This window comes from Mycobacterium pinniadriaticum, from assembly GCF_026242045.1.
GTDB classification, from domain to species: Bacteria; Actinomycetota; Actinomycetes; order Mycobacteriales; family Mycobacteriaceae; genus Mycobacterium; species Mycobacterium pinniadriaticum.
The window spans coordinates 19,048-45,742 of the sequence record NZ_JAPJDO010000043.1 but is presented as its reverse complement, the minus strand read 5'-3'; the positions used below and the strand labels follow the sequence as shown (position 1 = coordinate 45,742).

Here is a 26,695-nt window from a genome sequence, read left to right as displayed (position 1 = left end):
CGTCGAGGTCTTTCGGATGGCTGGCGTAGGAACCTCCATCCTCGGAAGACCTCGACCCCTATCCCGGCAACGACGCGCCGACCACCGCTACACCCTCATCTGCGAAGAGCCGCATTTGCTCGGGTCCGAGGCGAAATAAACCGGTCAATCTCAACAATGTCCTGAAGTAAATAATTGCTCTAACAAAATAACCTCCCTTCCGCGGAGTAAAACCGTCTGACAAACCCCCGGATCGCTTGTTGGTCAACAACGACAAACAACGGAAATATGTTGATATACAACAACTTCGGGAATCAGAGTCTGAGCGAACCAGAATTCGCATGCCGTTCGGCAACGAATCTCTGGACGCCGCCTGGGAAGTGGGGCACGATTGATCAGCAGATTGACGTGACTGACCGGCGTTTATCCCGAGAAAGCAGGATTGACATGCCAACTATTAACGACGCGAAGCCATATCCGTTCGAATTCGGTATCGACCACGTGGCACTGGTGTGCATCGACATGCAGCGCGATTTCTGCCTGCCCGGCGGATTCGCCGACTCACTGGGCAACAACCTCGACAACATCGCCCCGTGCATCCCGGTCATCGCCAAACTGCAGGCGGCCTTCCGCAAGGCCGGTCTGCCGATAATCCACACGAAGGAATGTCACAAGCCGGACCTGTCGGACGTTCCCACCGCCAAGCGCAATCGCGGCAACCCAGCCATCAAGATCGGCGACCCGGGCCCGATGGGCCGGATCCTGATCGACGGCGAGGAGGGATCGGACTTCATCCCGCAGAACGCGCCCGCCGAACACGAACTGGTCATCTCGAAGCCCGGCAAGGACGCCTTCTATCGGACCATCTTCTACGAATACCTGACGACCCGGCTGATCACCCATCTCTTCATCACCGGGGTCACCACCGAGGTCTGCGTGCAGACCACCATGCGTTGCGCCAATGACCGCGGCTTCGACTGTGTTCTCGTCGAGGACGGCACCGACAGCTACTTCCCCGAATTCAAGGACATGACGCTGAAGGCGGTGGTCGCCCAGGGCGGCATCGTCGGGTGGACATGTACGTCGGACCAGATCGTGGACGCCCTGGCCACCCTGTGAGAAGCCCGCCGGCAGTGAACGTGGAGCTGCCGATGAGACAACCCGTCGACTACCTTTTCCCGCCCGTCGAACCGGGCGTGAACGTCCCGTACTACCGCTTGGTGCTCCGCGGTTGCTCGCAACTCTGTTTTCAGAGCAACGAACTGACCGGACTTTTCGTGGTGGCCGCCGCCCTGGTGGGATCGCCGATCGCCGCGGCCTACCTGTTGGTGGCCGCCGTCGTGGCACCAGCCGGGCGCATGCTGCTCGGCCAGCGTGGGGCGGTCCTGGCCACCGGGCTGCCCGGTCTGAACCCCTGCCTGATCGCGCTGTCCCTGCCCAGCTTCTTCCACACCGGGTGGACCGATATCGGAATGTGGGTGACGCTCGTCGTGTGCGTCGCGGTCACCGTCGTCCTGGTCCGAGTACTGGTGGCGGTCTTGCCCTTCCCGATCCTGACGCTGCCGTTCCTGATCGTCTTCTGGACCGTATACGCACTGGCGCCGCATCTCAGCGTTCTTCGGCGCATTCCGCTCGAAACATTCCATGGCACAACGTTTCACCCCGTTGGTGCGGTGCTGCACAGCCTGGGCCAGGCCCTCTTCTCGACGAGCGCCTGGTCGGGTCTCCTCTTGTTGTGCGGGCTGCTGCTGAGCAACTGGCGACACGGGGTGGTCGCCCTGCTCGGGGCGGTCATCGGCACCCTGGTGTCCTACTACTACCGCGACGTCGATCCGACCAGCGTCAACCTCGGTCTGTACGGCTTCAACGGTGTCCTGACGGCCGTCGCCGTCTACGCGATGTGTGGTGCCAAGTTGCGGCTGGCCATCCTCGGCGCCCTGGTCGCCACCATCATGATGCCCGCGATCTCCGATATCGGACTGCAAACCGTCTGCGCACCACTGGTATTCACCACATGGCTCATCTTGGCTCTCGGCTGGGTCGAGCGCCGGTGGTTCGACGAATCCCCGAAAGGAAATGCCAGCATGCCCACCACTCCCGGCGAGCCCATCATGTTTTCGAACCTGCTCGCGCAGGCGAAAGCGCTTCGGAACTCAGGTGATTGGCAGCCCTTCCGGCCCGGCGTGACCGCGCATTGGCTCTACAACGAAGGCAACGGCGGGCCGTCGGCGGTGTTGTTGCGCTACGAGGCCGGCGCGCGTGTTCCCGAGCACGAACACGTCGGCTACGAGCATGTGTTCGTGCTCGAGGGCGATGAATTCGACGAGAATGGCTCCTACCCGGCCGGCAGCTTCACGGTGAACCCGCCCGGCACCCGCCATTCGCCGGGCAGCACGGGAGGGTGCATAGCGCTGCTGATCTACGAAAAGCAGGTACGGTTCGTCAGCGAGCAGTAAGCCTACAGCCCGAGCAACTCGGGCAGATCGGCGACGGAATCGATGACGTGGTTGGGTTGCATCGCGAATTCGTCTGCGGCCCAACGGTCCAGCGTATCCTGACGGAACTTACCGGTACGCACCAGCACACCCGTCATCCCGACCACCTGCGCGGCCAGCACATCGTTGTTGAGATCGTCGCCGACCATGTACATCTCGTCGGGGTCGACACCGAGCCGCGCGGCCGACGCCACGAATCCCGCCGGCGCCGGCTTGCCCACGGCGGTGGCCCTGCGCCCGGAGGTCTGCTCCATGCCGATGAGGTACATGCCGGTGTCGATCCGCAACCCCTCGGTGGTGGTCCACGCCGTGCTGCGGTGCATGGCCACCACCGGCACACCCTGGGCCATCCATTCGTACACCCGGCTCAGCGTGCGATGGCTGTATTCGGGGCCGGCGCCGCCGAGAAGGATGACGTCGGGGGTGCCCGGATCGATTCCATCGTCGTAGACCAGGGAATCGACGATGTCGATGCCAGGCATATCGTCGGCGATCTGGCCATTGTTGACCAGAAAGCATCGCGCATCAGGGTAGTTGGCCCGCACATAATCAGCGGTCAGCGCGGCGGCGGTGATCACTTCGTCGGGCCGCACCTCGATACCGGCCTGCGACAGCGCCGCGGCGATCTGCTGGCGGGTGCGGGTGGTGGTGTTGGTCAGATAGGAGCGGGCGACCTGGTGGTCGGCTAGGACCGTGAGCGCCTCGGCCGCGCCGGGGATTGGCTTCCATGACGTCACCAAGACGCCATCGATGTCGAACAGCACCCCACCGATAGCCATACCGCGACAGTAAACGGCCACCGGTTGGATGCAAGTTGGGCCGACGTATCGTCGTGCCATGAGCAGGAACATGTGGACCGAGGCAGACGTCCCGGATCAGCGTGGACGGATCGCGATCGTCACCGGCTCCAACACCGGGCTGGGCTTCGACACCGCGCGCGTGCTGGCCGGACGCGGGGCGAAAGTGGCGATGGCGGTCCGCGACATCGCCAAAGGTGATGCCGCGGCCGCGCAGATCAGGGCAAAAGTACCGGGCGCCGACATCGCCGTGCACAAACTGGACCTGGGGTCGTTGGCATCGGTGCGGGAGGCCGCCGCCGAGTTGGGCAGCACCTATCCGCGGATCGACCTGCTGATCAACAACGCGGGAGTGATGTACCCGCCGAAGCAGACCACCGCCGACGGCTTCGAGCTGCAGTTCGGCACGAACCATCTGGGCCACTTCGCGCTCACCGGGCTGCTGCTGGACAACCTCCTGCCCGTCGACGGATCGCGAGTCGTCGTGGTCGCCAGCATCGCTCACAACATCCGGGCCAAGATCGACTTTGACGACCTGCAGTGGGAACGCCGCCGATACGAACGTGTCGGCTCCTATGGACAGTCCAAGCTGGCCAACCTGATGTTCGCCTACGAGTTGCAGCGCCGATTGGCCGCCGCCGATGCGAAGACCATGGCCGTCGCGGCGCACCCAGGCATCTCGGACACCGAGCTGATCCGCCACGTCCCGGGCTCCTCTCTGCCCGGCGTCAAGCTGCTCAGCAGTCTGGTGTTCAACAGCCCCGAGCTGGGTGCGCTGCCAACGCTGCGCGCCGCCACCGATGCCGCGGTGGTCGGTGGCCAGTACTACGGGCCGGACGGGTTCCGCGAGCTGCGCGGCCACCCGAAGCTGGTGAACTCCAGCAATCAGTCCCACGATCGGAACATCCAGCAGCGGCTGTGGTCGGTGTCCGAGGAGTTGACCGGCGTGAGCTTCCCGGTCTGATGCGCACAGTCTCCGAACACCAGCGGGTCGTCGCCGACCTGATCGCCGCGCGCACGGCCGCGACGGTGGGACTGACCGAAGCCGAGGGGCTGGTGTTGGCTGACGACGTCGCGGCGCCGCTCTCGCTGCCGGTGTTCGACAACTCCGCGATGGACGGCTACGCCCTGCGCGCCGAGGACGTCACCGGGGCTGACAAAAATCCGGTGAAGCTGCCTGTCGCCGAGGATATTCCGGCCGGACGCACCGACGCGTTGACGCTGGCTCCGGGCACCGCGCACCGGATCATGACCGGGGCGCCGCTGCCCGCGGGCGCGACAGCGGTGGTCCCGGTGGAAGCCACCGACGCGCGCACCGACACCGTGGAGATCCGCTCGGCTCCCAAGGCCGGTCAACACATCCGCCGCGCCGGCGAGGACGTGACCGCGGGGACGACGGTGCTGCGAGCCGGCCAGGTGGTCACCCCGGCGGCGCTGGGTCTGGCTGCCGCACTGGGTTTGGGGTCGCTGACGGTGCGGCCGCGCCAGCGTGTGCTGGTGATGTCGACGGGTACCGAGCTGGTGTCGGCCGGCACCGATCTCAAGCCCGGCCAGATCTACGAATCCAATGCCATCATGCTGGCGGCCGCGGTCCGCGAGGCCGGCGGCGAGGTGGTGGCCACGCCGACGTCCAGCGATGACGTCGCCCAGTTCAGCGCGGTACTCGAGGGCTACGCCGGCCAGGCCGACCTGATCATCACCTCCGGTGGAGTCAGCGCCGGCGCCTACGAGGTGGTCAAAGACGCGTTCGACGGAGGCGACGGTCGCCGACCCAGCGGCTCCAGTGGTGGTGTGGAGTTCGTGAAGGTCGCCATGCAGCCGGGTATGCCGCAGGGGGCGGGACTCATCAACGGCTGTCCGATCATCACGCTGCCCGGCAACCCGGTGAGCGCGCTGGTCTCCTTCGAGGTGTTCGTCCGGCCCGCGCTGCGCGCGGCGATGGGACTTCCACACCCTCACCGGCCGCGGCGGACCGCGGTGCTGGCCGACGACCTGACCTCACCACCGGGAAAACGTCAATTCCGCCGCGGCGTCTACGACGCGGCGGCGGGCACCGTGACCACCTACGGGCCGCCGGCATCCCATCACCTCCGGTGGCTGGCCTCGGCGAACTGCCTGCTGGAGATCGCCGAGGACGTCACCGAGATGGCCGCTGGCGAGCAGGTCCAACTGTGGGACCTGTCGTAGGCCCGGCCGTTCTCCTGCGAGGCTAGACTCGTCGCCGATGGCCAGACGCCCCCACACCGCGGAAGACAACATGAAGTCCGGCCCACAGCGGCTGGTCGCGCTGGTGCGTTCCTCCGTCCCGCCCGTTCACCCCGCCGGCCTGCCGTTCATCTCGGCCGGCTTGGCCGTGGCGGCCGTCGGCCGCAAGAACCGCTGGGTTCGCCGGGCAGGCCTGGCCGCCGCAGTTGCCAATGCGGGCTTCTTCCGGCACCCGGCCCGCACACCACCGAGCCGCCCCGGTGTGGCAGTGGCCCCCGCCGATGGACTGATCTGCCTGGTCGAAGAGGCCGAGCCACCCGCCGAGTTGGGATTGCCCGCCGGCCCGCGCCCGCGGATCAGCATCTTCCTGTCCCTGCTGGATGCGCACGTACAACGACTCCCGGTCGGCGGTGAGGTGCTGGCCGTGCAGCACCGGCCGGGCCGATTCCATTCCGCCGACCTGGCGGCGGCCAGCGAGGACAATGAACGCAACAGCGTGCTGATCCGCACGCCGGAAGGACGGGAAGTGGTGGTCGTACAGATCGCCGGCCTGATCGCACGACGAATCGTCTGCGATCTGCACGCCGGCGACAAGGTCGCCATCGGGGACACCTACGGGCTCATCCGATTCGGCTCGCGGTTGGACACCTACCTGCCCGTCGGCTCGCATATCCTGGTCGAGCCCGGCCAGCGGGCGCTCGCCGGTGAGACCGTCTTGGCGCAACTGCCGTGATCAAACCCCGCCCCCGCCCGCTCATCAGCACGCGCCTGCTGCCCAGCGCCGTGACGGTGCTGGCGATCTGTCTGGGACTGACGTCGGTGAAGTACGCCTTGGACAATCGGCCCACCGAGTCCATGGCCTTCCTGGCCGCCGCGGCGATCCTGGACGCCCTCGACGGGCGGATCGCCCGGGTGCTCAAGGCCACCTCCCGGATGGGCGAGGAGATCGACTCGCTGGCCGACGCGGTCAACTTCGGTGTGGCCCCGGCATTCATCGTCTATGCCCTGCTGCTGGCCGACACCCGCATCGGCTGGGTCGTCGTGCTGCTCTATGCGGTGTGCATCGTACTGCGGCTCGCGCGCTACAACGCCCTGCTCGACGCCGATCTGCCCGCCTACACCAAGGAATACTTCGTCGGCATGCCCGCCCCGGCGGGAGCGATCGGCGCGATCGGCCCGCTGGCCGCCAAGATGCAGTGGGGCGACGGCTGGTGGACCTCATGGTGGGCGGTGTCGATCTGGATGGTCGGTGTCTCACTGTTGGTGGTCAGCCGACTGCCGATGCGTAAGGTGCACACCTTCACGGTGCGGCCCAACATGGTCGCCCCGCTGCTGGCGTTGCTGGCGATCGGCGTGGCCGCCGCGTTCGTCTTCCCGTATCTGGTGATCCTCGTGATCATCGCCGCCTACGTCGTGCACATCCCGTTCGCGTTCCGCAGCCAGCGTTGGGTCGCCGCGCATCCCGAGGCGTGGAACGACCGGCCCCGCCAGCAGCGCGCCGCGCGTCGGGCGATCCGTCGCGCCAAGCAACCCAATCGCCGGTCGGTGGCCAGGCTGGGCCTGCGCCGGCCGGGCGGGTAGAACATGTCGTCGAACCTGGCGCTGACGGCACGGCTGAACACCTCGGCGCTGGACTCCCGGCGCGGTGTGGTCCGACTGCACCCCGAGGCGATCGCCGCCCTCGGCATCCGTGAATGGGACGCGGTGTCGCTCATTGGGTCTCGCACGACTGCCGCCGTCGCGGGAGTGGCCCCGCCCGACACCCCGGCCGGCACGGCGCTGCTGGACGACGTCACACTGTCCAACGCCGGCCTGCGCGAAGACACCACGGTGCTGGTCGCGCCCGTCACCGTGTACGGCGCGCGCGCGGTCACCGTCCGCGGCTCCACCCTGGCCACCCGGTCGGTATCGTCGGCGACGCTGCGGCAGGCCCTGCTGGGCAAGGTGATGACGGTCGGCGACACGGTGTCGCTGCTGCCCCGCGACCTGGGCCCCGGCACGTCGACGACACAGGCCAGCTCCGCGCTGGCGTCGTCGGTCGGGATCACGTGGACCTCGGAGTTACTCACCGTCACCGGCACCGATCCGGCCGGACCGGTGAGTGTGCAACCGAATTCGTCGATCACCTGGGGTGACGGCGTGACGCCGATCTCCGGTACACCCGGAGGCACCGCTGCCGTCAGCCCACCCATGGTGTGGCCGGAAGCTCCGCCGGTGTCCATCGACGACCTCAAGGGCCAGCACGTGCAGGCCGGTCGGCTCACCGAGTGGCTCAAGCTGGCTCTCGACGAGCCGCAACTGCTGGAAAAGCTTGGTGCCAAACCGAATCTGGGTGTGCTGGTGACCGGCCCAGCCGGGGTGGGAAAGGCCACGCTGGTGCGCGCGGTGTGCGCCGGGCGGCGACTGGTCGAGCTTGACGGACCCGACACCGGCGCGCTGGCGGCTCAGGATCGGCACCGCGCCGTCGCCGATGCGGTCGCCACCGTCACCGGTGGCGGTGGGGTGCTGCTGATCACCGACATCGACGCGCTGCTGCCCACTCCGGCCGAACCGGTGTCGGCGTCCATCCTGGCCGAGCTTCGCACGGCCGTGGCGGCACCCGGGGTGGCGCTGGTGGCCACCTCCCAACAGCCCGGTGCGCTGGACCCTCGGCTGCGCGCCCCCGATCTGTGCGACCGTGAGCTGGGCCTGAGCCTGCCCGACGGGGCCACCCGCAAGGCGCTCTTGGAGGTGCTGCTGCGCGACGTCCCCGCCGACAGTCTCGCACTCGACGAGATCGCCGAGCGCACACCAGGATTCGTCCGAGCCGATCTGGCAGCACTGGTCCGGGAGGCGGCGTTGCGGGCGGCGGCCCGGGCCAGCGAGGACGGTAGGGCGCCGGCCCTGACCCAGGAGGACTTCACCGGCGCCCTGACGGTGATCCGTCCGCTGTCACGCTCGGCTACCGAGGAGGTGTCGGTCGGCTCGGTCACCCTCGACGATGTCGGCGACATGGTCGACGTCAAGCAGGCGCTCACCGAGGCGGTGCTGTGGCCGCTGCAGCATCCGGACACCTTCGCCCGGCTCGGCGTCGAGCCCCCCAGAGGCGTACTGCTCTACGGCCCACCGGGATGTGGGAAGACATTCGTGGTGCGCGCGCTGGCCAGTTCGGGTCGCCTGTCCGTGCACGCAGTGAAGGGCGCCGAACTGATGGACAAGTGGGTCGGCTCCTCGGAGAAGGCCGTTCGCGAATTATTCCGCCGGGCAAGGGATTCGGCTCCGTCGCTGGTATTCCTCGATGAGATCGACGCACTGGCGCCCCGACGGGGGCAGAGTTTCGACTCCGGCGTCACCGACCGTGTGGTGGCGACCCTGCTGACCGAGCTCGACGGCATCGAACCGCTGCGCGATGTCGTAGTGCTCGGCGCCACCAATCGTCCGGACCTGATCGACCCCGCGTTACTGCGCCCGGGCCGGTTGGAGAAGCTGGTGTTCGTCGAGCCGCCCGACGCCGACGCGCGCCGCGAAATCCTGCGCACGGCAGGCAAATCGGTACCGCTGTCCCCGGAGGTCGATCTCGATGCGCTGGCCGGCGAACTGGACGGCTACAGCGCGGCCGACTGTGTGGCGTTGTTGCGCGAGGCCGCGTTGACGGCGATGCGCCGCTCGATCGATGCGGCCGACGTCACCGCCGACGACGTGGCCAAGGCCCGCGAGACGGTGCGCCCGTCGCTCGACACGGTCCAGGTGGAGTCGCTACGGGCGTTTGCGGCCGGACGCTAGCGATCGGCTTCGGCGAGGGCGGCGAGCCGATCGATCGACCCCTGCAGTTTGTCCGCGGTGGTGGCTTGCGCTCTCGCCAGCCGGTTCGGATCGGACAGGTCCGTCCAGTCGTAGGTGTGGGTGACGACGGTGGCGGTCTCGTCGACGGGCTCGAGCCGCCAGCGCCACAGGTGCCCCGGCGGGGCCGCGCCCGGCTCGGATGGCCGCCACGCGATCAGCCGGCCCTCGTCGAACTCCACGACGTGATTCTCCCGGTCGGCGCCGAGGGTCAGCGTCGTCGTGAACACCTCACCCACACCGCGGACCCGCTGACCCGGCGCGGCCGTGGCGAGGTTGTCGTTGCCGTCCCAGTCGGGCTGGCGGGAGGGATCGGCGATCAGCTCGAAGATGGCTGCCGCCGGGGCGGCGATGCGCCTGCTGGCGCTGACAATCCGGTCCTGCTCGGCCATCCGACAATTCAACAGCATCCGTTGACAGTCCACTAGTGACATGTCAGAGTTGGACGGTATGAGTACCGCCACCGTCCGAGTCGGCGACCGCGACCGCCAGGCCACCGCCGACATGCTGTCCCAGGCCCTCGCACAGGGTTATCTGGACCTCGCCGAGTACGAGACCCGCGTCCAAGCCGCCTTCACCGCAGAGACCGCCGATGCACTGCGCCGTGTGGTCGCCGACCTTCCGGTGGAACACCTGCGACGCACCGACCCCCAACGGATCGCCGCCCGCAAGCGCGCCGCCCGCGCTTCGGTGCGATTTCACCTGCTCGGCTACGCGGCGATGGTCGTCATCGTGCTCACGGTGTGGCTGGCTATTGCCCTCACCAGCGGAGCCGGGTACTTCTGGCCGATCTGGCCGATCCTCGGCGGCGCCATCGGGTTGCTGGGGCATATGATTCCGGTGTTTTTCCCCGGCATCCCGACCGCCGGGTTCAGCTGCCGAAACTTCCTGCCACCCAGCCATATTCGCAGGTAGAACCGACGACGGCCACGCCAGCTCGGCGCGGGTCGCAACACCCGCTCTCCTGTCAACCCCGTAGACTGCGACGAGAACACAGCAGAAAACCTTTGGCTGACACCCCGACCGACCGGTAGATCCCCGACGCGCTGGCGCGTCCCCAAGATCGACGACGTTAAGATTCGGAGTGCCATGCTCGTGATCCTGATCGCGCATGCGATCGCCGCCGCCGTGGCGCCGGCGCTCGTGTACCGATGGGGACGGCTGGCGTTCTACCCACTGGCACTCGTACCGGCCGCGTCGCTGATCTGGGTGGCGCTCAACTGGCCCAGCGACGACCGGCCGGCAAGAGTCGACATCCCGTGGGTGCCGGAACTGTCGATGAACATCGCGCTGCGCTTCGACACCCTGGCCGCCATCATGAGCGTGCTGGTGCTGGGTATCGGTGCGCTGGTGCTGTTCTATTGCGCGGAGTACTTCCACCACCGCGACGGGCACACCGAGAACCGGCTGCCGAGTTTCGCCGCGGAACTGGTCGCGTTCTCCGGAGCCATGTTCGGCTTGGTGGTCAGCGACAACATGCTGCTGCTGTACACCTTCTGGGAACTGACCACCGTGTTGTCGTTCCTGCTGGTCGGGCACTATGCCGAGCGGGCCACCAGCCGGCGGGCCGCCGTACAGGCCCTGCTGGTCACCACCGCCGGCGGATTGGCGATGCTGGTCGGCATCGTCATCCTCGGCCACACCGCGGGCACCTTCCTGCTCTCCGAACTGGTGGCCGCACCGCCCGGCGGAACCGCCGTCGCCGTCGGGGTTGTCCTGGTGCTCGTCGGCGCCCTGTCCAAGTCGGCCATCGTGCCGTTCCATTTCTGGCTGCCCGGCGCCATGGCCGCCCCGACTCCGGTCAGCGCCTACCTGCACGCCGCCGCGATGGTCAAGGCCGGCGTCTACCTCATCGCTCGGCTCACCCCGGGCTTCGCCGACTCCCCGGGCTGGCGCCCCACCGTCATCACCCTCGGCGTGGCGACCATGCTGCTGGCCGGCTGGCGCGCGGTCCGGGAGTACGACCTGAAGCTGATCCTCGCGTTCGGCACGGTCAGCCAGCTGGGGTTCATCACCGTCATGGTCGGTGGCGGCGGCCGCGATCTGATGCTGGCCGGGCTGGCCATGCTGTGCGCGCACGCACTGTTCAAGGCGACGCTGTTCATGGTCGTCGGCGTCATCGACCATTCGACGGGCACTCGGGACATCCGTCGGCTGGCCTGGCTGGGCCACCGCATGCCCGCATTGTTCGTGATCGCCGCGGGGGCCACGGCGAGCATGGCCGCCCTACCGCCGTTCCTGGGGTTCGTGGCCAAGGAGGCCGATTTCGAGGCCATCGCACACAGCGAATCACTGGGCGCGTGGGCTCCCGTCGTGCTGACCGGAGTGGTGGCCGGTTCGGTGTTCACCACCATCTACAGTCTGCGATTTCTCTGGGGTGCGTTCGCGCGCAAGGGTTCCCGCGGTCCCACCAGCCTAGTGGCCAACCTGCACCGGCCACCGCCCACGTTCCTTGCGGCACCGGCGATCCTGGCCGCGGCCGGACTCTTCTTCGGTGTTGCGCCGCGGTACCTGGACACCGCGTTGGACGGCTACGCCGCAACCATGCCCACCGCAGGGGCCGACGACGGACACTACAAGCTGGCACTGTGGCACGGCGTCGGCCTGCCGCTGGTGCTGTCGGCCCTGGTGCTGGTGATCGGCATCGCCGCGTTCTTCGGCCGCGAACGCCTGGCCCGCCACCGGCTCGGCAACTGGCGTCCGCTGGGCAACGCCGACCGGATCTACGACGCGGTCATCCACGGCGCCGACGTCGCTTCCGTGCGGCTGACCGCGATCACCCAGCGCGGATCCATTCCGGTCACTCAATCGGTCATCCTGTCGACACTGGTGCTGTTCCCGGTCGCGGTGCTGGCCTTCGGCGCCCGCGATCACCCGCAGTTCCGGCTCTGGGATTCGTTGGTGCAGCCGGTGGTAGGTGTGCTCATCCTGGCGTCCGCGGCAGCGGCCACGGTGATGCGCAACCGGCTGTCGGCGGTGCTGCTGGTCGGTATCACCGGCTACGGCTGCGGGGCGATCTTCGCCTTCCACGGCGCTCCCGATCTCGCACTCACCCAGTTCCTGGTGGAGACCCTGACACTGGTCATCTTCGTGCTGGTGCTGCGCACCCTGCCCGCCGAAGCCGACGAAGCCGGCATCAAGCGATACCGGCTGCCCCGCGCGGCATTGGCGCTCGCCGTCGGCGCCTCGGTCACCGCGCTGGCGGTATTCGCCATGGCCGCGCGCACCGGCACCCCGATCGCCGACCTGCTGCCGGATGCCGCCTACTATCGCGGCCACGGCGCCAACACCGTCAACGTTCTGCTGGTCGACATCCGCGCCTGGGACACACTCGGGGAGATCTCGGTGCTGGTGGCCGCTGCCACCGGAGTCGCCTCACTGGTGTTCCGCCACCGGCGGTTCGGGGCGGCGCCGCGGGTGGCCGATGCCGGACAACCCGACATCGGAGCACTGTCGGCAACGGCCTACAGCCCCGCCGTGGGGGACACCACCTGGCTGCGCGGCAGCGAACTGCGCGACCCGCGCAATCGCTCCCTGGTGCTCGAAGTCGCCACCCGGATGATCTTCCCGCTGATCATGGTGCTGTCGGCGTATTTCTTCTTTACCGGTCACAACACCCCCGGCGGCGGCTTCGCCGGCGGGCTGACGGCCGGCCTGGCCCTGGTGCTGCGCTACCTGGCGGGCGGACGCTATGAGCTCGGCGAGACGCTACCCCTCGACGCGGGCAAGGTCCTCGGCGCCGGCCTGGCGCTCTCGGGCGGCACCGCAGTGGCCTCGATGCTGCTGGGTGCCCCGGCGCTGTCCTCGGCGGTGATCGAATTGCACGTCCCGCTGCTGGGCGACGTGAAGTTCGTGACCGCCCTGTTCTTCGACTTCGGGGTGTACCTGATCGTGCTGGGCCTGGTGCTCGACGTGCTGCGCAGCCTCGGCGCTCGCATCGACGAGGAGCTCGCCACCGGCCGCGCCCCGGCGAAGGCAGGGGCGTCATGATCGTCTACCTGGTTCCACTCATTATCATCGGCGGGCTCACCAGTTGCGGTGTCTACCTGTTACTTTCGCGCAACCTCACCCGGATGCTGCTGGGTCTGCTGCTGGTCGGCAATGCCGTCAACCTGTTGATCCTGACCGTTGGTGGCGAAACCGGGAACCCACCCATCCGCGGGCGCACCAGCGGTTCGGAGACGACGACGGCCGACCCGCTGGCCCAGGGCATGATCCTGACCGCGATCGTGATCGCGATGGGGATCGCGGCGTTCGTGCTGGCCCTGACCTACCGGTCGTTCCGGTTGACCACCGAGGAGGAAGTCAGCAACGACCCCGAGGACGCCCGCGTGTCGAAGCTGTCCGACTCCGAGGCGTCCGCGCTCGACGAGGACGCGCCCGCACACGTGGCCGCGCGCGACACCGACGAGCCCGACGAACTCGACGCCTTGCCCGGCCACGAGGGGTCGCGATGAGCCTCTCTGGTGTGCTGATGCCGCTGCCGGTGCTGATCCCGTTGGTGGCGGCGGCGCTGACGTTGATCGCCGGCCGCAGGCCGCGCCTCCAGCGGCTGATCACCCTGATGGCACTGACCGGGGTACTGGTGGTGTGCGCGGTGCTGGTCTACCTGACCGACCGTGACGGCACCGAAGCGCTGCACGTCGGTGGCTGGGGTCCGACCGAGGCAGGACTGGGGCCGCTGGGCATCACGCTGGTGGCCGACCGGCTTTCGGCGCTGATGCTGGTGGTGTCTTCGATTGTGCTGCTGGCGGTGGTGTTCTACGCGATCGGGCAGGGTATCCGCGACGGGGACGAGCATCAGCCGGTGTCCATCTTCCTGCCGACCTATCTGGTGCTGTCCGCGGGGGTGTGCCTGGCCTTCCTGGCCGGTGACCTGTTCAACCTGTACGTCGGTTTCGAAGTGCTGCTGACGGCGAGCTTCGTGCTGCTGACCATCGGGGCGAGCAAGGAGCGGGTCCGGGCGGGCATCTCCTACGTGATGGTCTCGATGGTGTCGTCGCTGATCTTTCTGATCGGCATCGCCCTGGTCTATGCGGCCACCGGGACACTGAACATGGCCGAGCTGTCACTGCGGCTGCAGGACATCAGCGTCGGCACCCGCGGCGCGATCTTCGCGGTACTGCTGGTGGCCTTCGGTATCAAGGCCGCCGTCTTCCCGCTGTCGGCGTGGCTGCCGGACTCCTACCCGACGGCACCGGCCCCGGTGACCGCCGTGTTCGCCGGCCTGCTGACCAAGGTCGGTGTCTACGCGATCATCCGGGCGCACACGCTGCTGTTCCCGGCCGGCCGGCTGGACAATGTGCTGCTCATCGCGGCGCTGTTGACCATGCTGGTCGGCATCCTGGGTGCGATCGCGCAGAACGACATCAAACGACTGTTGTCGTTCACCCTCATCAGCCACATCGGCTACATGGTGTTCGGCATCGCGCTGTCGAGCCGGCTCGGCATGTCGGGGGCGATCTACTACGTCGCCCATCACATCATCGTGCAGACCACCCTCTTCCTCGTCGTCGGCCTGATCGAACGACAGGCCGGCGCGTCGACACTGCGCCGCCTTGGGGGGCTTGCCGCCGCCAGCCCGCTGCTGGCCTTCGTGTTCGTGGTTCCGGCGTTGAATCTCGGTGGCATTCCGCCGTTCTCGGGCTTCATCGGGAAGGTGGCACTGCTGGAGGCGGGCACCGCCAGCGGTTCGGTGCTGGCCTGGCTGCTGGTCGCCGGATCGGTGATGACCAGCCTGCTGACGCTGTACGTGGTGACCCGGGTGTGGACCAAGGCGTTCTGGCGGGCCAGGGTCGACGCGCCCGAGGGTGACCTAGCCGACTCCGCACCGTCGGTGCTGCTCGACGACTACTCACAGGACATCGCCTTCGACGACCGCGACGATGTCGGCCGGATGCCGGTTGGGATGCTGGCTCCGACAATGGGTTTGATCGCCGTCGGGGTCACACTCACCGTGGCGGCCGGGCCGATCATCGGCTATACCGACCGCGCCGCCGCCGAGGTGCTCGACCGCGGCCAGTACATCACCGCGGTGCTGAGGGGTCAGCCATGAGGACATCGGCGCTGCGGATCTGGACGCTGGTATGGCTGATCCTGGTGTGGCTGCTGCTGTGGGGCAGCGTGTCGGTGGCCAATGTGATCTCCGGTTTGGTGGTGGCGCTCGGGATCACCCTGCTGCTACCGCTGCCCTCGGTTCCGGTGCAGGGCCGGTTGCATCCGCTGTCGCTGGCCTGGCTGGCACTACACGTGGCGTGGTGGCTGACCCAGTCCTCGCTACAGCTGGCGTGGCTGGCCATCCGGCCGGGCCGGTCACCGCTGTCGGCGGTGCTGCGGGGGCACCTCGCGCTCAAGTCCGATCTGGTGCTGGCGCTGGCCGTCAACATCATGAACCTCACCCCCGGCACGATCGTCCTGGAGATCGACCAGGCCCGGCGGCTGGTCTACGTCCACGTGCTGGACGTCGGTTCACAGCGCTCGGTGGAGAGGTTCTACCGGCAGATGGCCCAGTTGGAGCGGCTACTAATCGCCGCGTTCGAACGTGATTCCGAATGGCGTCCCGCGGCAAGCGAATCCGAGGAGGTCCAGTCATGACGGGAACGCATCGCGCTATGTCGAGTTGTTGCCAGGACCTGCACCTGCACACCGCAACAACCCGACATTCGCCCGCCGGGGAGCGCTCATGACGATCATGTGGGTGTTGTCGGGCGTGATGCTGGTCGCGGCGGCCACCGTGACGATGGTCCGATTGCTGAGGGGGCCCAGCACCCTGGACCGGCTGGTCGCCGTCGACACGCTGGTGGCGGTGACGATGTGCGGTGTCGGCACCTGGGCGGCGGTCAGCCTGGACACCACCGTGACCTACAGCCTGGCGGCCCTGGCGTTGATCAGCTTCGTCGGCTCGGTCAGTGTGGCCCGGTTCCGGGTGCCCGACGTCAAGTCGTCCGCACGAAAGACCGATGCATGAGCGTCCGCGATCAGGTGGCCGGTGTGCTGGTGCTGAGCGGCTCGGCGCTGGCATTGACCGCGGCGATCGGCGTGCTGCGCTTCCCCGACACCCTGACCCGGATGCACGCCGCAACCAAACCGCAGGTGTTGGGCCTGTTGTTGGTCCTCGGCGGTGCGACGGTCCGGCTCAGCGGCAACATCGACGTCGGCATGCTGGTGCTGACCGCGATGTTCACCCTCATCACGGCGCCGGTGGTGGCGCACCGGGTAGCACAGCTGGCATACCGAGAGCAGGCAGGCGGCGAGGAGCTGACCGCCGACGAGATGCGCGACGACAAACAGGGCGCAGGTCCCGCCGGTGGATGACTTTCGACCCTGACCGTTCCGAGCGCACCTCCGACACTGTGGAGACAGCCTCCCCGAACGAAGTTAGGAGATCGTGTCTTTGACACTGTCAGGGCCCACCGCACACCACGGCCTTGCCGAACACGAGGTGGTCCTGCTGCTGCAGACCGATCCGCACCGCGGTTTGTCCGACGCGGAGGCGGCCGAACGACTGATCACGTTCGGGCCCAACACATTGCCGCCGCCGGCCGGAGCAGGGTTGTTCGTCCGGGTGCTCCGGCAATTCCACCATCCGCTCATCTACGTGTTGCTGGTCGCCGGGGCCATCACCGCTGGGATCGGCGAATTCATCGATTCTTCAGTCATTTTCGGTGTCGTGGCGATCAACGCCATGGTGGGGTTCATCCAGGAATCGAAGGCAGAGTCCGCGCTGGCGAGCCTGCGATCCATGGTTCAGACCGATGCAAAAGTCATCCGCGGCGGCCACGAGCACACCGTGGCATCCGACTGCCTTGTGCCGGGCGACCTGGTCCTCCTGGACGCCGGTGACAAGGTACCCGCTGACCTTCGGGTACTGCGGGCGACCGAGTTGCGGGTCAACGAATCAGCGTTGACCGGCGAGTCGGCACCGGTCCACAAGGACGAGTTCGTCGTACCAGACGCCGCACCGGTCGCCGACCGGCACAACATGGCTTATTCCGGCACCCTGGTGGCGGCCGGGGGCGGCGCCGGGGTGGTCGTCACGACCGGAGCCGAGACCGAGGTCGGTCAAATTCATCGGCTCGTCGGTGCGGCCGACGATCTCACCACGCCGTTGACCGCCGACCTCGCCCGGTTCAGCAGGATCCTGACCGTCGGCATCTTGGCTCTGGCCGCGCTGACCTTCGGTGTCGGCCTGCTACGACATCAGGGCGCGGTCGAGACGTTCACCGCGGCGATCGCACTCGCGGTCGGAGCGATACCCGAGGGACTGCCCGCGGCCGTGACAATCACTCTGGCCATCGGTGTCGCGCGAATGGCCAAGCGCCGCGCCGTCATCCGACGCCTGCCGGCGGTGGAGACCCTGGGCAGCACGACGGTCATCTGCACCGACAAGACCGGCACCCTCACCGAGAACCAGATGACCGTACAAGCGATCTGGACACCCACCGGTCACGTCGAGGTGACCGGAACCGGCTACGCCCCGCAGGGTTCCTTTCTCGACGCTGGCGAGACCCCGATCGAGGTGGACTCCGACCGGGCATTCCGCTGGTCGTTGTTGGCCGGAGCTTGCTGCAACGATGCCGCCCTGATCGAGGATGGCGGGCGGTGGGACGTCGTCGGTGATCCCACCGAAGGTGCGATGTTGGCGGTCGCGGCCAAGGCCGGTCTGGACCGCGACGAGCTCACCACCGCGCTGCCCCGGCTCGATGTCATCCCGTTCAACTCCGAACGCCAGTACATGGCCACCCTCCACCGCGATGCCGGCGACGACCACGTCATACTCGCCAAGGGCGCCGTTGAGCGTGTCCTGCAACTCTGCGACAACCAGATGAGCGCGGACGGCACCGCTGGGCCACTGGACCGCTCCGAAGTATCGCGAGCCGCCGAAACGCTCAGCTCGCGTGGTCTGCGGGTGCTGGCCACCGCGGTGCGCGCCGCCAGCGGCCCCGACGACTTCGGGGAACAAGCGCTGCCGGGCTCGCTGACGCTCACCGGGTTGCAGGCCATGCTCGATCCGCCGCGTGCGGTCGCGGCCTCCGCGGTCAGCGCGTGCCACACCGCGGGTATCACCGTCAAGATGATCACCGGCGATCACGCCGCCACGGCGTCTTCGGTCGCCACCAAGGTCGGACTGCTCGATGACGAAGATCGCCGCCCCGGCGCTGTGCTCACTGGGGCGGACCTGGCAGAACTGGACTCCGAGGACTTCGGTGAGTCGGTGGACGGAGCCACCGTGTTCGCCAGGGTCTCACCCGAGCAGAAGCTGCGGCTGGTGGAGGCGCTCCAGGCCAGAGGGCATGTGGTGGCGATGACCGGCGACGGCGTCAACGACGCGCCGGCGTTGCGGCAGGCCAACATCGGGGTCGCGATGGGCCTCGGCGGCACCGAAGTCGCTAAGGACGCCGCTGACATGGTGCTGACCGACGACGATTTCGCCACGATCGAGGCCGCCGTCGAGGAAGGCCGAGGGGTATTCGACAACCTCACCAAGTTCATCACCTGGACCCTGCCCACCAACATCGGTGAAGGTCTGGTGATCCTGGCCGCCATCGCGTTCGGCACCGCGCTGCCGATCTTGCCCACCCAGATTCTGTGGATCAACATGACCACGGCGGTGGCGCTCGGCCTCATGCTCGCTTTCGAAGCCAAAGAAGCCGGCATCATGGCCCGCCCGCCGCGCGATCCCCGGCAGCCATTGTTGACCCGTGGTCTGGTGATGCGGATCCTGCTGGTATCGACGGTGATGGTCGCCAGTACCTGGTGGTTGTTCGAATGGGAACTCAGTCGCGGAGCCAGCCTCGCCGAAGCCCGGACCGTAGCCCTCAACCTTTTCGTCGTGATCGAGGTGTTCTACCTGTTCAGCTGCCGGTCGATGTCCTGTTCGGCCTGGCGGATCGGAATCTTCAGCAACCGCTGGATCATTCTGGGCGTAGCGACACAGGCCGTCGGTCAGCTCGCCATCACCTATCTGCCCGCCATGAACACCATGTTCGGCACCGCACCCATCGACGCGCCGGCCTGGCTACGGATCCTCGCCGTCGCCGTCGCCACGAGCGTCATCGTCGCCGTCGACAAGCGCCTGCGCCGGCCTCGGACCACTGCGCGCTGACGACATCGATTCTGTGCCCAGAGCCACGACACGCCGAAGATGCAGGCGCTGTGCGCAGACTCGATAGGACATGCCGGCTATTCGTCGGAGGCGATCTGGAATTCGACCATCGCGGTGACGGTTTCGATCGCATCGATCAGCACGTCGACCCGCTCGGCCAGCGTCGGAGCGGCCAGCACCGCGTACCGGTCGGCCTGGCCCATCGGGACCCGCGCGGCCAGTTCGTAGATGTGCCGCGACGGATCCTCGGCCACCTCGGGCTCAACCGCGAGGGCATCGGGTCGCAGTTGCGCGCCGCGCGAGGACACGATCCGCTCGAACAGCGCCAGGATCTTGTCGATCAGGTCACCGATTCGTTCGGGTGTCACCGGCGGTCCCGACTCGTCGGGCCAGGGCTCGATGAGTGCGCGCGGGTACGGGTCGTCACTCAGCCATTCCCGGATCCGGATGCGTTCACCGACAACTGTTTTCAGTTGGTAACGGCCCATCCCATGGTCGGCGTGCTCGGTGATGCGCGCCAGCGCGCCGACATCGCTGCGGGCGTCCCCGCCGCCGACTTCCCGGCCACGGGTGATCAGCACGACGCCGAACGCCGGGTCTGTCATCGCCAGGCAATCCTGAACCAGCTGCGAGTAGCGCGGCTCAAAGATTCGCAACGGCAACAACTCCCCCGGCAACAGCGCCGACTGCAGTGGGAACATCGGTTGGGCGGCCATGGCTAGCGGATGCCCTGCCCCAACACGACGTCCTTCACCGGCGCACTGGGGTCGACGAATCCGCACAGCGCACCGGCGACTCCGGCCCACAGTTCCGGGTTCATCGCGACCAGCTGGTTGCCGCTCTCGCCGATGGCCTTGATCACCTCGCGCCGCGTGACGACGTCCATGGTCAGATACTCACGGCAGGTCGTGGTGGTCAGATCCGCCGGCACCATGCCCTTGCCCGCTTCACCCGGTGTCGCCACCGGTGTGCCGGTGATCGCCTTGGCACACCCGCCACCGGCGGTGACGACCACGGCGGCCAACACCGCCAGTCCCAGTCGACGAACCCTCATGGGGTGCCTCCTTCCATTGCGCCGCTCCCCCGGCGCGGCTCAGATATCCAGCTCCCCGACCAGCGAATCGACCACCGCACGCAGGTCGCCGCCGCTCTCCTCGGCCACCCGGTGCTGGCGTTGGTACGACGCGCCGCGCCGCGGAATATCGGCGACAGCGGCCAATTCATCTGCACAATGCAGAGATTCGGCTACCGGCTGCAATCTGGTCAGCAGGTCGTCGAGATCTTCGGTCACCAGCCGTTCGTTGCTGTCGGCATCGAGGATGATGATCGCGTCCAGACCGTAGCGAGCCGCACGCCACTTGTTCTCCTGTACATGCCAGGGCGGCATCACCGGCAACTGCTCGCCGGCATCCAGCCGTCGGTCGAGATCGACCACCAGGCAATGCGTCAACGCCACCAGCGCCGACAGCTCACGCAGATTGGATACCCCGTCGAACACCCGCACCTCGACAGTGCCCAGATGCGGTGAGGGTCGGATATCCCAACGTATCTCGTTGATGTGATCGATGATGCCCGTCTTCTTCTGGTCGTGCACGAACCGCTCGAACTGCCGCCAGGTCTGGAACTGAAACGGTAGGCCCGCGGTCGGCAGCTGCTGGAACATCATCGCCCGGTTGCTGGCGTAGCCGGTGTCCTCGCCGGCCCAGAACGGCGAGGACGCCGAGAGCGCCAGCAGGTGCGGATACTGGTTGAGCAGGGAGGAGATGATCGGCATCACCTTGTGGGCCGAGGACACCCCGACGTGCACATGCACACCCCAGATCAGCATCTGCCGTCCCCACCACTGGGTGCGCTTGATCAGCTCGGCGTAGCGCGGTGCGTCGGTCAGCTTCTGCGCCGACCAGGACGCGAAGGGATGGGTGCCGGCGCAGAACAACTCCATCCCGCGCTCGCGGACGATCTCGCGTGCGCCGCGCAGGGTCGAGCGCAAGTCGACCATCGCTTCGTCGACGGTGTCACAGATCCCGGTGACGACTTCGACGGTGTTGCGCAGCAATTCCTTGTGCACATGCGGGCTTTCGCCAACGTCGGCGATCACCGCGGCCGCCTCGTTGCTCAAGTCCCGGGTGCCCGCGTCGATCAGGGCGAACTCCCATTCGACACCGAGCGTCGGCCTCGGTGATCCGGCGAAGTCGATGCGGCCGGCTTTGCCCGCTGTCGGCTTAGCCGGTACCGATGACACCGCACGCCACCCGCTTGCCGGCGTCGCCGGTGGCCGCAGTGGTCTGGTCGGCTGCGAAGGTGTCGGACTTGTCGTAGATGACGATGGCCGCCTTGTCGCCATCGACCAGCTGCTCTTCGTTCAACGCGTCGGTGGTGGTTACCAACATTCCGGTGCCGTCACCGCGCACCTGCAGCGGCACCAGCGCGCCGCTCTGGATCGGAGCGCCGGCGGACAGGAAGTCACCGGGGCTTCCGCCGGCCGGACCCACCGAGTTGGGTTCGCACTTGCCGACCGAGGTCACCCCCAGGTTGTGCAGGCCAGGCGAGAGCTGGCCACTGCCAGTGGTCTGCACCGTCACGGTGGCGAACTTCTCGGCGAAGTCGATGGTGGCGGCCGCGAGCTGGGCGCCGTCGGGGCCGGTGATGACCGCGTTCAGGGTCTTCGTCACCTCGGTGACCTGATCGTCCTGCGTGCCATGCCTGGCGGCTTCGGCCTCGGGCGACGGGTCCGGCGAGCCGGTCCAGATCGGCGGCGTGGTGCCAGGCTGTGTTGCGATCGGTTCGTTGGGGCTACACGCGCTCAGCAGCGCGACGGGAGCAACGAACAGGACGGCGGCGGCAGTTCTCAACGGGCTCACGGACTTGACCATGTGCCGAAGCCTATCCGGTCACCAGAACGATGACGCCCGGTGGCTGCTCGGCAATTTCCGGAATTCTCGGTGCCACCGGTGCGCTGAGCACCTTGGCCACCTCTTCGGCGGAGGCCTGCTCCCCGTCGGTGGTGCCGTAGTACACCGTCGTCTCTGGCAGCGGCGGCACCTCGAGGTTGCTGGTCTCGGTGACATTCCAGCCCGCCTCGCGCAGCCGGTCACCGACGCGGCCGGCGGCGCCTTCGTCTCCGCCGACGTTGTAAACCCGCACGTCGGCCTTGGGCGTCGGCACGACCGACGTCTTTGTCGTGGTGGTGGTGACGGTGCGTACCGAGGTGTCGTCGCTGCTGCTGTCGTTGCCCGATCCCATGGCTTGGAAGCCGACCAGCAGGAAAATCACGCCCAGGAACAGCAGCACCATCACCATGGCCCGCAGCGGCAGCCCGGCGGAGTCAGGAACGCGGTCGTTCATCGCGCCCACTGTAGCCAGGGATGGTGGTCAACCCGAAAAATCAGGGGATCTCGAAGCCGAGCCGGCGGGCCGCACGGGCCTTCTGCCGGCTCGCCCGCAGCCGTCGCAGCCGCTTGACCAGCATCGGATCGGCGGCAAGCGCCTCCGGGCGGTCGACGAGGGCGTTCAGTACCTGGTAGTAGCGGGTGGCCGACATGGAAAACAGCTCTTTGATGGCCTCTTCCTTCGCACCGGCGTATTTCCACCACTGCCGCTCGAAGGCCAGGATGTCGTATTCGCGGCGGGTCAACCCATCGGGCAGGTCAGCGTCGTCATTGGACCGCTCGGCCCGTGCCATGGCGCCGTCCATTTCGATCTGTAGACCCTTCCGATGATCCGAAGATGAGATCCCTGTACTCGGCGCTCATTCAATCACGGTTGAGCCGGTTGGGACGGCAGCCGAGCCCGCGCGTCGGCTGACTTAAGCTTGCCGATCATGGCAGTCAGACCAATTGTGATCCTGGGTGATCCCGTTCTGCATACTCCGACGCAACCCGTGCCGGTCGCAGCGGACGGCTCGCTGCCCGAAGATCTGGCCGATCTGATCAAGGACATGTACGACACCATGGACGCGGCCAACGGAGTCGGGCTGGCGGCCAACCAAATCGGCGTCGGACTGCGGCTGTTCGTCTACGACTGCGCCGACGAGCGCGGTAAGACCACGCGGCGGCGGGGTGTTGTCGTCAATCCCGTCCTGGAAACCTCCGAGATCCCCGAAACGATGCCGGACCCCGATAACGACGACGAGGGCTGCCTGTCGGTGCCCGGGGAGTCGTTTCCCTGCGGGCGGGCGAAGTGGGCACGGGTGACCGGCCTGGACGCCGACGGCGCCGCGGTCACCCTGGAGGGACACGATCTGTTCGCCCGCATGCTGCAGCACGAGACCGGTCATCTCGACGGGTTTCTCTATGTCGACAAGCTCATCGGACGGCACGCCCGGGCAGCCAAGCGCACCGTGAAGTCGAACGGCTGGGGGGTACCCGGCCTGTCGTGGACACCCGGCGAGGTGCCCGACCCGTTCGGCCACTGACCCGATGACCAGCCTGCCGCTCGTCGGTAGCCGGGTGCGCATCCGCTACCGCCTGCCCGCCGGCACGACGCCCCCGATGGCCGACGTGATCGGCGAACTGCGTGCCGCCCACCCCGTGATCGTGGTGCGTACCAAGTCCGACGGACTGGTCGAGGTCCGGCCCGACGACGTGGTGGCCGTGCGGGAACTCAGCGTGGTTCCGGTGCGGGCCTCCGAGATCCGGGCCGTCGAGCACGCGGCAGCACTGGCCTGGCCGGGAACCGAGCAGAGCTGGCAGGATGGTTGGCTGTTGCGCGCCGGCGGCGGCTACACCAGCAGGGCTAATTCGGCTGTGCCACTGAGCTTCTGGGCAACCACCGCCACCATTCCGGCGATCATCGACTGGTACCGGGAGCGTGAGCTGACACCGTGGCTGGCGCTGCCGGAGCGGCTGCTGCCGATCCGCGCCGACGGCGTCAAGCACACCCGGGTGATGGTCACCGATCTCGCCGAGACCGAGCCGGAACCCGCGGTGACTCTGCTGGGCAGCCCCGATGCGGCGTGGCTGGCCTGCTATGAACGCGACGTGCCCGCCGACGTGCTGACCGCGGTTGTCGACGGTGAGGCGGTCTTCGCCGCGGCCCGCGAGCCCGGGGGACGCGACGCCGCCGCGGCGCGCGGCGCGATAACCGATGCGCCCGACGGCACCCGTTGGCTGGGCATCTCCGCGGTGCACGTCGGCGCCGAGCAACGCAGGCGCGGCCATGCCCGAAGGCTGTGCCTGGCGCTGCAGGCGTGGGGTGTTCAGCACGGCGCGACCCGGGTCTACGTGCAGGTGCTGAGCGAGAACACCGGTGCGATCACGCTGTATCACTCGCTGGGTTTCCGGCTGCATCACCACCATCGCTACGTCGATGCCCGGTCCTTGACCACCCGTACGCTGTAGGCCATGCCCGCCGACGTCCTGCGCCTGGCCACCTGGAATGTGAACTCGATTCGCGCCAGGGTGGACCGAGTAGTCGACTGGCTGCAACGCGGCGATATCGACGTGCTGGCCATGCAGGAAACTAAGTGCGCCGATGATCAGTTCCCCACCATGCCGTTCCTGGAAGCCGGCTACGAGGTGGCGCACTGCGGGTTCAATCAGTGGAACGGGGTGGCGATCGCCTCCCGGGTCGGCCTCGACGACATCGAGGTCGGTTTCGACGGTCAGCCCGCTTGGAGCAAGGACGGAGTCGACGCCAAGGCCGAGGCGCGCGCGCTGGCCGCCACCTGCGCTGGGGTTCGGGTGTGGAGTCTCTACGTGCCCAATGGTCGGACCTTGGCCGATCCGCACTATCAGTACAAATTGGAATGGCTTGCCGCCCTGCGCAACACGGCCGAGACCTGGCTGCATCGCGACCCCCAGTCGCCAATCGCCCTGGTCGGCGACTGGAACATCGCGCCAATGGATTCCGACGTGTGGGACATGGCCGCATTCGACGGAGCCACCCACGTGTCGGAGCCAGAACGAAAAGCGTTCAACGCGATCGTCGAGACCCAGTTCGTCGACGTGGTGCGCCCGTACACCCCCGGCCCCGGGGTGTACACCTATTGGGACTACACCCAGCTGGCCTTCCAGAAGCGCCGTGGCATGCGCATCGACTTCATCCTCGGCTCACCGAGTCTGGCCGCCCGGGTCACCAACGCCGAGATCGTCAAGGACGAACGCCGTCCGGGCAAGAAGGGCGACCCCGCGCCCAGCGATCATGCACCGGTTCTGGTGGATCTGCGCCGCTGATCAGGCGCTCGTCGGTTCGCTGACCTTGACCAGCATCTTGCCGATGTTGGCTCCGGTGAACAGCCCGTTGAGCGCGTCGACACACGACTCGAGCCCGTCGAAGACGGTCTCCCGGTGCACCAGTTTGCCTTCGGCCTCCCAGCGACGCAGGTCGGCGAACGCCTCATCGAAGCGGCCCCACATGTCCAGGGCGTTGAACCCTTGCATCGAGGCGGTCTTGGCCAGCAGGTTGACGTAGTTGGCCGGCCCGGGATGTTCGCCGGTGAGGTAACTGGAGATGACACCGCACAACACCACCCGGGCCTTGGCCGCCAACCGGCCCAGTACCGCGTTCAGGATCGGGCCGCCGACATTGTCGAAGTAGACGTCAACCCCCTTGGGGCAGTGTCGCCTGAGGGCGGCGGGGATGTCGTCGTGCTTGTAATCGATGCAGGCATCGAACCCGAAATCGTCGACCACAGCCCGGCACTTGTCCGGCCCGCCGGCGATACCGACGACCCGGGCGCCGGCGATCTTGGCGATCTGCCCGGCCACCGAGCCGGTGGCCCCGGCCGCCGCCGACACCACCACCGTCTCCCCTTCCTTCGGTCGGCCGATGTCGGTCATCCCGAAATAGGCGGTGGCACCGGTCGGGCCGTACACGCTCATGATGGCCAGCTGGTCAGATTCGCCGGGGATGGGCGTGCTGAAGACGTCATCGCGGATGATGGCGTAGTCCTGGAAGCCGGTGAGGGTGGTGACGACGTCGCCGGCGGCGAACGCGGGACAACGCGATTCGACGACCTCGCCGATTCCCGCCGCGCGGATGACCTCGCCGAGTTGCACCGGCGGCAGGTAGCTCGGCTGATCGTCGAGCCAGGTTCGGGCGGCGGCATCGAGGCCCACATACGTGGTACGCAGCAACGCCTCCCCCTCGGCGAGTTCCGGCGCGCGCGTAGTCACCAGTTCGGTGTCGGCGGGCTGCACCAGGCCCGACGGGCGGCGGCGGAGCAGGATCTGGCGGTTCTTCAGCGCGGGCACGGTCAGTGAAACTACCGAAGGCCAGCCGGGTTTGGAGGCCGGATGAGACAGTCCGCACCGTGGCGATCGCGGTCGTCGTTCCTCCGCACGCGAGCACCCGCC

Annotated in this window: 27 protein-coding genes; 18 read left to right on the top strand and 9 right to left on the bottom strand. The window is 67.5% G+C overall.

Annotated elements, in window-relative coordinates:
• The first annotated feature begins 426 nt into the window (after nt 1-426).
• Nucleotides 427-1,098, top strand: a complete 672-nt coding sequence (locus ORI27_RS28415; RefSeq protein WP_266000482.1) for a cysteine hydrolase family protein — start codon at nt 427-429, stop codon at nt 1,096-1,098.
• Nucleotides 1,099-1,130: 32 nt separating this feature from the next.
• Nucleotides 1,131-2,435, top strand: a complete 1,305-nt coding sequence (locus tag ORI27_RS28410; RefSeq protein ID WP_266000480.1) for an urea transporter — start codon at nt 1,131-1,133, stop codon at nt 2,433-2,435.
• A gap of 2 nt (nt 2,436-2,437) precedes the next feature.
• Here ORI27_RS28410 and ORI27_RS28405 read toward each other — a convergent pair whose 3' ends face one another.
• Complete coding sequence (locus ORI27_RS28405) at nt 2,438-3,253, bottom strand: HAD-IIA family hydrolase (protein WP_266000479.1); 816 nt, start codon at nt 3,251-3,253, stop codon at nt 2,438-2,440.
• 58 nt (nt 3,254-3,311) lie between these two features.
• Between ORI27_RS28405 and ORI27_RS28400 the strand changes: the two genes are divergently transcribed.
• The 5 genes from ORI27_RS28400 to ORI27_RS28380 are packed head-to-tail and all read left to right on the top strand — an operon-like array spanning nt 3,312 to nt 9,238.
• On the top strand, nt 3,312-4,235 hold the full coding sequence (locus tag ORI27_RS28400; RefSeq protein WP_266000478.1) for an SDR family NAD(P)-dependent oxidoreductase: 924 nt from the start codon (nt 3,312-3,314) through the stop codon (nt 4,233-4,235).
• Nucleotides 4,235-5,458 (top strand): molybdopterin molybdotransferase MoeA, encoded by a 1,224-nt coding sequence (moeA, locus tag ORI27_RS28395; protein WP_266000477.1) that lies wholly within the window; start codon nt 4,235-4,237, stop codon nt 5,456-5,458. Before ORI27_RS28400 ends, moeA begins: the two co-directional genes overlap by 1 nt.
• Nucleotides 5,459-5,495: 37 nt before the next feature.
• Nucleotides 5,496-6,209 (top strand): phosphatidylserine decarboxylase, encoded by a 714-nt coding sequence (locus tag ORI27_RS28390; RefSeq protein ID WP_266000475.1) that lies wholly within the window; start codon nt 5,496-5,498, stop codon nt 6,207-6,209.
• The gene (gene pssA, locus ORI27_RS28385; RefSeq protein WP_266000474.1) at nt 6,206-7,057 is read left to right on the top strand and encodes a CDP-diacylglycerol--serine O-phosphatidyltransferase; all 852 of its coding nucleotides are present in this window, start codon (nt 6,206-6,208) and stop codon (nt 7,055-7,057) included. The genes ORI27_RS28390 and pssA overlap by 4 nt, the downstream gene beginning before the upstream one ends.
• A 3-nt stretch (nt 7,058-7,060) precedes the next feature.
• Nucleotides 7,061-9,238, top strand: coding sequence for an AAA family ATPase (locus ORI27_RS28380; protein WP_266000472.1), 2,178 nt, complete (start codon nt 7,061-7,063; stop codon nt 9,236-9,238).
• Here the strand turns inward: ORI27_RS28380 and ORI27_RS28375 are convergent.
• On the bottom strand, nt 9,235-9,687 hold the full coding sequence (locus ORI27_RS28375; protein ID WP_266000471.1) for an SRPBCC family protein: 453 nt from the start codon (nt 9,685-9,687) through the stop codon (nt 9,235-9,237). The two genes, ORI27_RS28380 and ORI27_RS28375, sit on opposite strands and share 4 nt — an antisense overlap.
• Before the next feature lie 58 nt (nt 9,688-9,745).
• Here ORI27_RS28375 and ORI27_RS28370 point away from each other — a divergent pair, with 58 nt between their 5' ends.
• The 8 genes from ORI27_RS28370 to ORI27_RS28335 all read left to right on the top strand — a co-directional run bounded on the left by ORI27_RS28370 (nt 9,746) and on the right by ORI27_RS28335 (nt 19,400).
• Nucleotides 9,746-10,210: a DUF1707 domain-containing protein gene (locus ORI27_RS28370; protein ID WP_266000470.1), complete on the top strand. Its 465-nt coding sequence runs from the start codon at nt 9,746-9,748 to the stop codon at nt 10,208-10,210.
• 174 nt (nt 10,211-10,384) lie between these two features.
• The gene (locus ORI27_RS28365; RefSeq protein WP_266000468.1) at nt 10,385-13,285 is read left to right on the top strand and encodes a Na+/H+ antiporter subunit A; all 2,901 of its coding nucleotides are present in this window, start codon (nt 10,385-10,387) and stop codon (nt 13,283-13,285) included.
• Nucleotides 13,282-13,752, top strand: coding sequence for a Na(+)/H(+) antiporter subunit C (locus tag ORI27_RS28360; protein ID WP_266000467.1), 471 nt, complete (start codon nt 13,282-13,284; stop codon nt 13,750-13,752). Before ORI27_RS28365 ends, ORI27_RS28360 begins: the two co-directional genes overlap by 4 nt.
• Nucleotides 13,749-15,350 (top strand): Na+/H+ antiporter subunit D, encoded by a 1,602-nt coding sequence (locus ORI27_RS28355; protein WP_266000466.1) that lies wholly within the window; start codon nt 13,749-13,751, stop codon nt 15,348-15,350. The genes ORI27_RS28360 and ORI27_RS28355 overlap by 4 nt, the downstream gene beginning before the upstream one ends.
• Nucleotides 15,347-15,889 carry a Na+/H+ antiporter subunit E gene (locus ORI27_RS28350; protein ID WP_266000465.1) on the top strand — a complete coding sequence of 181 codons (543 nt, stop codon included), beginning with the start codon at nt 15,347-15,349 and terminating at the stop codon, nt 15,887-15,889. The genes ORI27_RS28355 and ORI27_RS28350 overlap by 4 nt, the downstream gene beginning before the upstream one ends.
• An 88-nt stretch (nt 15,890-15,977) precedes the next feature.
• A complete protein-coding gene (locus ORI27_RS28345; protein ID WP_266000464.1) occupies nt 15,978-16,262 on the top strand; it encodes a monovalent cation/H+ antiporter complex subunit F in 285 nt (94 codons plus the stop codon).
• Nucleotides 16,259-16,609 carry a monovalent cation/H(+) antiporter subunit G gene (mnhG, locus tag ORI27_RS28340; protein ID WP_266000463.1) on the top strand — a complete coding sequence of 117 codons (351 nt, stop codon included), beginning with the start codon at nt 16,259-16,261 and terminating at the stop codon, nt 16,607-16,609. Before ORI27_RS28345 ends, mnhG begins: the two co-directional genes overlap by 4 nt.
• A gap of 85 nt (nt 16,610-16,694) precedes the next feature.
• Nucleotides 16,695-19,400, top strand: a complete 2,706-nt coding sequence (locus tag ORI27_RS28335) for a cation-transporting P-type ATPase (RefSeq protein ID WP_407666455.1) — start codon at nt 16,695-16,697, stop codon at nt 19,398-19,400.
• Between the two features lie 77 nt (nt 19,401-19,477).
• Here the strand turns inward: ORI27_RS28335 and ORI27_RS28330 are convergent, their stop codons facing one another.
• From ORI27_RS28330 to ORI27_RS28305, 6 genes are read right to left on the bottom strand one after another with little or no spacing between them, the layout of a single operon-like run.
• Nucleotides 19,478-20,116, bottom strand: a complete 639-nt coding sequence (locus ORI27_RS28330; protein ID WP_266000461.1) for an LON peptidase substrate-binding domain-containing protein — start codon at nt 20,114-20,116, stop codon at nt 19,478-19,480.
• 2 nt (nt 20,117-20,118) lie between these two features.
• The gene (locus ORI27_RS28325) at nt 20,119-20,454 is read right to left on the bottom strand and encodes a hypothetical protein (RefSeq protein WP_266000459.1); all 336 of its coding nucleotides are present in this window, start codon (nt 20,452-20,454) and stop codon (nt 20,119-20,121) included.
• 39 nt (nt 20,455-20,493) lie between these two features.
• Nucleotides 20,494-21,642: a glutamate--cysteine ligase gene (locus ORI27_RS28320; RefSeq protein ID WP_266000457.1), complete on the bottom strand. Its 1,149-nt coding sequence runs from the start codon at nt 21,640-21,642 to the stop codon at nt 20,494-20,496.
• Nucleotides 21,623-22,273 carry a superoxide dismutase family protein gene (locus ORI27_RS28315; RefSeq protein WP_266000456.1) on the bottom strand — a complete coding sequence of 217 codons (651 nt, stop codon included), beginning with the start codon at nt 22,271-22,273 and terminating at the stop codon, nt 21,623-21,625. The genes ORI27_RS28320 and ORI27_RS28315 overlap by 20 nt, the downstream gene beginning before the upstream one ends.
• Before the next feature lie 10 nt (nt 22,274-22,283).
• On the bottom strand, nt 22,284-22,745 hold the full coding sequence (locus ORI27_RS28310; protein WP_266000455.1) for a LytR C-terminal domain-containing protein: 462 nt from the start codon (nt 22,743-22,745) through the stop codon (nt 22,284-22,286).
• 40 nt (nt 22,746-22,785) lie between these two features.
• A complete protein-coding gene (locus tag ORI27_RS28305) occupies nt 22,786-23,094 on the bottom strand; it encodes a DUF3263 domain-containing protein (protein WP_266000454.1) in 309 nt (102 codons plus the stop codon).
• Nucleotides 23,095-23,220: 126 nt separating this feature from the next.
• Here ORI27_RS28305 and ORI27_RS28300 point away from each other — a divergent pair, with 126 nt between their 5' ends.
• The 3 genes from ORI27_RS28300 to ORI27_RS28290 are packed head-to-tail and all read left to right on the top strand — an operon-like array spanning nt 23,221 to nt 25,573.
• Nucleotides 23,221-23,814 (top strand): peptide deformylase, encoded by a 594-nt coding sequence (locus ORI27_RS28300; protein ID WP_266000453.1) that lies wholly within the window; start codon nt 23,221-23,223, stop codon nt 23,812-23,814.
• A 4-nt stretch (nt 23,815-23,818) separates the two neighbouring features.
• The gene (locus tag ORI27_RS28295; RefSeq protein WP_266000452.1) at nt 23,819-24,739 is read left to right on the top strand and encodes an N-acetylglutamate synthase, CG3035 family; all 921 of its coding nucleotides are present in this window, start codon (nt 23,819-23,821) and stop codon (nt 24,737-24,739) included.
• A gap of 18 nt (nt 24,740-24,757) precedes the next feature.
• Nucleotides 24,758-25,573 carry an exodeoxyribonuclease III gene (locus tag ORI27_RS28290; protein ID WP_266000484.1) on the top strand — a complete coding sequence of 272 codons (816 nt, stop codon included), beginning with the start codon at nt 24,758-24,760 and terminating at the stop codon, nt 25,571-25,573.
• Here ORI27_RS28290 and ORI27_RS28285 read toward each other — a convergent pair whose 3' ends face one another.
• Complete coding sequence (locus ORI27_RS28285) at nt 25,574-26,593, bottom strand: NADP-dependent oxidoreductase (protein ID WP_266000451.1); 1,020 nt, start codon at nt 26,591-26,593, stop codon at nt 25,574-25,576.
• Nucleotides 26,594-26,695: the final 102 nt, after the last annotated feature.